The organism is Polynucleobacter sp. 35-46-11 (assembly GCF_002281105.1).
In genome coordinates, this window is sequence record NZ_NCFJ01000131.1 from 1 (window position 1) to 5,772 (window position 5,772).

Annotated in this window: 6 protein-coding genes; 3 read left to right on the forward strand and 3 right to left on the reverse strand. The window is 45.6% G+C overall.

Features of this window, described 5'->3' with window-relative positions; genetic code table 11:
• A partial coding sequence (locus B7Y67_RS09830; protein WP_293598491.1) for an ABC transporter ATP-binding protein occupies nucleotides 1-426 on the forward strand: 426 nt, incomplete at its 5' end.
• A gap of 15 nt (nucleotides 427-441) precedes the next feature.
• On the opposite strand, the gene B7Y67_RS09835 is transcribed toward B7Y67_RS09830, so the two are convergent.
• The gene (locus B7Y67_RS09835; RefSeq protein ID WP_293598492.1) at nucleotides 442-945 is read right to left on the reverse strand and encodes a YqaA family protein; all 504 of its coding nucleotides are present in this window, start codon (nucleotides 943-945) and stop codon (nucleotides 442-444) included.
• A 188-nt stretch (nucleotides 946-1,133) separates the two neighbouring features.
• Here B7Y67_RS09835 and B7Y67_RS09840 point away from each other — a divergent pair, with 188 nt between their 5' ends.
• Together B7Y67_RS09840 and B7Y67_RS09845 are read left to right on the forward strand one after the other, a co-directional pair.
• Entirely contained in the window at nucleotides 1,134-2,303 is a 1,170-nt protein-coding gene (locus B7Y67_RS09840) for an acyl-CoA dehydrogenase family protein (RefSeq protein ID WP_293598493.1), read from the forward strand.
• A gap of 45 nt (nucleotides 2,304-2,348) precedes the next feature.
• A complete protein-coding gene (locus tag B7Y67_RS09845) occupies nucleotides 2,349-3,533 on the forward strand; it encodes a CaiB/BaiF CoA-transferase family protein (protein ID WP_293598494.1) in 1,185 nt (394 codons plus the stop codon).
• On the opposite strand, the gene cls is transcribed toward B7Y67_RS09845, so the two are convergent.
• Together cls and B7Y67_RS09855 are read right to left on the reverse strand one after the other, a co-directional pair.
• Nucleotides 3,530-5,005 carry a cardiolipin synthase gene (cls, locus tag B7Y67_RS09850; protein WP_293598495.1) on the reverse strand — a complete coding sequence of 492 codons (1,476 nt, stop codon included), beginning with the start codon at nucleotides 5,003-5,005 and terminating at the stop codon, nucleotides 3,530-3,532. The two genes, B7Y67_RS09845 and cls, sit on opposite strands and share 4 nt — an antisense overlap.
• Complete coding sequence (locus B7Y67_RS09855) at nucleotides 5,002-5,754, reverse strand: endonuclease/exonuclease/phosphatase family protein (protein WP_293598496.1); 753 nt, start codon at nucleotides 5,752-5,754, stop codon at nucleotides 5,002-5,004. Before B7Y67_RS09855 ends, cls begins: the two co-directional genes overlap by 4 nt.
• Between the last annotated feature and the right edge of the window lie 18 nt (nucleotides 5,755-5,772).

Here is a 5,772-nt window from a genome sequence, read left to right on the forward strand (position 1 = left end):
AAAGAAAATTTAGAGTTGGGCGTTATTGCCAAGAAAAGCCGAGGAGATATGAGTGCCTTGGTCGATGAAATCGCTGAAACCTTTCCACGTCTTAAGGAGAGATTGCATCAAGATGGAACATCGATGTCGGGTGGCGAGCAGCAAATGCTAGCAATCGCACGAGCGATGATTGCTAAGCCTAAAGTAATACTGCTAGATGAGCCATCAGAGGGAATCATGCCAGTCTTGGTAGAGGAAATGTTTGAGCTGTTTGCCAAACTCAAACAACAGGGTTTAACCATTCTATTGGTTGAGCAAAATGTTCAACAAGCACTCAAGATTTCTGACCGAGCCTATATTCTTGATCAAGGTGAAATTGTTTTCCATGACACCGCTCAGAATCTCCTTAATAACGACGAGGTTCAACAAAAGTATTGCGCTGTTTAATGCTTTTGCAGCCTCTTAGATGATTCGAACCCAATGCCCCAATTGGTGCCAAAAGCTGGTAGGTACCAAAGTTAAAAGCCAAGTCATCGTGAGATAACGCAGCAGCTTGCCGATACACATATAGATTAAACAGGGTAACCAAGGCAATCTAAGCCACCCGGCGGCTAAACAAAGGGGGTCACCAAACCCTGGCAGCCAAGACAGCAGGAGCATCTTAGGGCCCCGGTCTTCCAACCAGCGTTGCATTCGGTTGTTAGAAGGGCCCTTCAAGGACTCAAAGCTATTTCGACTCAATAACCCAAGCCACCAATCCAGCATACCCCCCAGAGTGTTACCAATTGTGGCAACAATAATGGCAGCCCAATATAAGTGCGGATTAACCGAAACATACCCAAACAAGATGGGCTCAGAACCTACAGGCAATAAAGTTGCAGAAATAAAGGCACTAATAAATACCGCTGGCAAACCAACTGATGGCATGCCAAAGAAATCAAAGAACTGACCTAGCATTTGCTCCATTAGGCAAGTGCTCCGAGTCGGATGGAAATCAAGGATTTGGTCATGCCCCAAGTATGCCCCAAGCCCCATCACACTCAATAATCAAGTAGACAAAGGCAAGATTTTGGATCGCCCACAATCTTGAATTCTTGCTTAAACTATGGGAATTCTCATATTTCATCAATTCTTAAATTTTTATAGATAGCTAAATGAACCACCCCATTCCTAAGCCAGATCAATATCAAGACATGCGTGAAGCCTTGCGCGACCTTTGCGGCAGTTTTGACTCCGCATACTGGCAAAAAGTAGATCATGAACGCGCCTACCCCGAAGCATTTGTAGACGCCATGGCACAAGCTGGTTGGTTAGCAGCATTAATTCCGGAAGAATATGGTGGCTCCGGCTTAGGTTTGGCAGAAGCCTCCGTCATCATGGAAGAAATTAATTTATCAGGCGGTAATGCGGGCTCATGTCATGGCCAGATGTACAACATGGGTACCTTACTACGCCATGGCTCAGATGCTCAAAAGAAGCTCTACCTCCCTAAGATTGCTACCGGAGAATTACGCCTCCAAAGCATGGCTGTAACGGAGCCGACTACAGGCACCGATACCACCAAACTCAAAACTACCGCCGTTAAAAAGGGTGACAAGTATGTAGTGAATGGTCAGAAGGTTTGGATCTCTCGGATTCAGCATTCCGATTTAATGATTCTTTTAGCGCGCACTACTCCGCTTGCAGAGGTAAAGAAAAAATCAGAAGGCATGTCAATATTTATCGTCAATCTCAAGGATGCGATTGGCAAAGGCATGGAGATTCAACCCATTGCCAATATGGTGAACCATGAAACGAATGAAGTCTTCTTTGATAACTTGGAAATTCCCGCCGAGAATTTAATTGGTGAAGAAGGCCAAGGATTTAAATATATTCTTGACGGCCTCAATGCGGAGCGTGTCCTCATTGCTGCAGAGTGCATTGGAGATGCTTATTGGTTTGTAGATAAGGCTCGTCGCTACGCAAATGAACGCGTGGTATTTGATCGCCCGATTGGCAAGAACCAAGGGATTCAGTTTCCGATCGCAGATTCTTATATCGAAACAGAAGCCGCCAATTTAATGCGCTTTAAAGCGTGTGAATTATTTGATGCTAAACAAGCCTGCGGTGCCGAATCCAATATGGCTAAGTACTTAGCCGCCAAAGCCTCTTGGGAATCCGCTAACGTTTGCCTGCAAACTCATGGTGGATTTGGCTTTGCCAATGAATACGATGTTGAGCGTAAATTTAGAGAGACGCGCCTCTACCAAGTAGCACCAATCTCGACCAACTTAATTTATTCCTATATCGCTGAGCATGTTTTAGGACTCCCCCGCTCTTTCTAATTCTGTAGACCTGTTAATTAATTTAGTGTTTGGATAAGCAATTTCATGAGTATTCGCCCTCTAGACGGCATCACTGTGGTTTCTTTGGAGCATGCCATTGCTGCTCCGTTTTGCACTCGCCAATTAGCTGACTTAGGTGCACGCGTCATTAAGGTTGAGCGACCAGGTGCCGGAGACTTTGCCCGCGCCTATGATGAGCGAGTCAATGGCATGTCATCTCATTTCACCTGGGTAAATCGCTCTAAAGAAAGCCTCACACTCGATCTCAAACATGAGTCTGCATTAGCAGCACTAAAGACGCTGCTCAAGACAGCAGATGTACTGGTGCAGAACTTAGCCCCTGGTGCCGCAGCACGTATGGGATTGACCGCAGAACTATTGCAAAAAGAGAATCCCGGCCTAATTTTGTGCGACATCTCAGGCTATGGAAATAATGGGCCTTATCGTGACAAGAAAGCCTATGACTTACTCATTCAGAGTGAGGCTGGATTCTTGTCAGTTACGGGTACGCCAGAGACACCCAGTAAAGCAGGTAACTCCATTGCAGACATTGCAGCAGGCATGTATGCCTACACCAATATTTTGGCCGCACTACTTCAAAGAGGTAAGACTGGTAAGGGTTCTTGTATTGACGTTTCTATGCTGGAGTCTTTGGGTGAATGGATGAGCTACCCACTCTATTACGCCTATGAGGGAGCTACGCCCCCTCCTCGCAATGGCGCATCCCATGCCACGATTTATCCTTATGGCCCCTTTAAAGCGGGTGATGGCGGTACCGTCATGCTTGGCCTACAGAATGATCGTGAATGGGTTTTATTCTGTGAAGTCGTACTTGAGAATCAAGCACTGGCTAAAGATGGGCGCTTTGATAAAAACTTCAAGCGCAACGAAAAGCGAGATGAACTCCTCTCCATTATCGATGCTTGTTTTAGCAAACTGACTACCCAGCAAGTAATTGCAAAGCTAGATGAAGCGCAAATCGCTAATGCTCGTCTCAATGATATGCAGGGTTTATGGAATCACGATCAACTCAAAGCAAGGGATCGCTGGGTGCAAGTAGGATCACCTGTAGGCCCTATTCCAGCAATGCTACCCCCGGGCAGCAATGACAGTTTTGACTACCGCATGGATGCGATACCTGCAGTAGGTCAACATACAGAAGCTATTCTGACTGAGCTTGGTATTGCTGCTAATGAGATTGCAAAGATGCGGAGTAAGGGCTCTATTTAAAGTAAGGGTGATGTCAGGTGAGCCGCATTCTCCAGCAGAATATGCCAATGCGGTCTCTTAGCCCAAGTTACTGGATTGACCATATCTGATTTAGCCAAGTAGGACTCGATCAAGGTTTCGAGCTTTGCGCAAAACTCATCGTTATAGACGATTAAACTAATTTCAAAATTGAGACGCAAGCTACGCTGATCAAAGTTCACTGAGCCAAAAATAGCAACTCGCTTGTCTATTAACAGGCTCTTCGTATGCAATAGACCGCCATGGAACTCAGCGATATTCACACCAGCACTCATGAGATCAGAATAGAAGCTACGACTGCTCCAAGCGACCAATGTGGAATCATTTAATTTAGGAACAATCAGAGTCACTTTCACACCACGACCAGCTGCTGCCATCAGCGCCTGAATCAAACCATCGTCAGGACCAAAGTAAGGCGTGGTAATGGTGAGCTCTTCACGTGCATCCATGATGGCTGAGAGCAATACCTGGTACAAGATATCGTCACGGTATACCGGTCCAGAAGAAAACTCTTGAGCCAATACCTTCCCTTCTAGTGGGCTGGCAGCTGGCACTACATTGCTAAAGTGCTTAATCTTGGAATTATCAACACTCCAGTCAAACGAGAATGTCAGCTCAAACTGAGATGCTACAGGGCCTTCAATTCTGACCATCGCATCTACCCACTCACCTACGCCCGAGTCCTGCTTGAATGTGCGCGGATCCACCATATTCATACTGCCAGTCCAAACAATGGTGTTATCGATCACAAATATCTTGCGATGCAGTCTTAAATCAGCACGCCGAAATTGAAAGCGACCAACCTGAATCGGTAAGGCCTCAGTTACTTGAATACCAGCATTTCTGAAGCGCTTAGGCCAAGTCGACTTAAACCAGTCTTTACTACCCAAAGAATCCAATAGCACTTTACAAGTCACACCGCGCTTAGCTGCAGCGATTAACGCCTCGCCGACACGATCTGCATCGCCGCCTAGAGCCCATATATAGAATTCCAAATGCAATGTTTTCTTAGCCTGATTAATCTCGTCAATAAAGTACTGCAAGATTTCCAGAGAATTTGTAAAGAGTTCAATTTGGTTACCAGCAATCACTGGCGAACCATTTTTAGCTTCTGCCAAGAGACTCAACGCCCTGCCTTCAGTTGGTAGTAGTTGTTTATCAGCCTGATAGCGCTTACGCATCGCTTCGGTGATGGCAGCGTACTCTTTATCCATACGAATAATTTTTCGAGTGAGTTTTCGACCAACGGGACGCTCACCAATGAGGATATATAAGCTAATACCAATTAAGGGAAATAGAACCACAATCAGAAACCAGGCCAGTACAACACCAACCGGTCTTCTCACTGAGATTAATCTAAATCCAAACAGAACCACAATGATGATGTGTGCTATTGGGACCCAAATAAAGGATTCGCCAAAAAGGGATCCTAGTAAAAAATTAATGATGTTCATATGATCTCAAGTTCTGCTGCAATGCCTAAGTGATCGGATAGTTTCAACCATTCATGCATCACTTCCGCAGAATGGATTTTTAAGCCCCGTACATAAATTCGATCCATCGCTAGCATAGGCTTCACACTAGGAAAGGTTTTTGCAGGGGCGCCAGTAAGCACCTCAAATACTTCATTAAAACCGGCAGCTTGCATCGGTGCACTCACGCGGTTACGCCAATCGTTAAAGTCACCAGCCACAATAGTTGGGCCGCCATTTGCCAGTGAATCAATGTAACGAATGATTTCATTTAACTGGCGCTCTCGTCCGCGTTCGAATAAGGCCAGGTGTACACAAAAACAATGGATCGGCGTGGCCACACCCTCTAAATGAGTTACGCTGTGTAACAAACCACGTCTCTCAAATCGATAAGCGGAGATATCGTAGTTCTCACCCTTATGCAATTGCCCTTTAGAAAGAATTGCATTGCCATGATGCCCATCTGGATATTCGACGTTTTTACCGTAATGCCAATCATGCCAAAAGTCTTCGGATAAAAAATGGGTGAGCTCTGTTAAAGGCCATTGACCAAATCTTCTGAGTCGACCACGATGCTCCTGCTGGAGCTCTTGCAGAAAAAGCAAATCGGGATGATGGCTACGCATTTTTTGGCGTAGCTCGTAGATAGTCGACTTCCTGTGCAAGGGTGATAGCCCCTTATGCACATTCATAGTCATCACACTGAAACGACCCAACTGTAATTGCGTCATCAAAACTGTCCTGCAGCA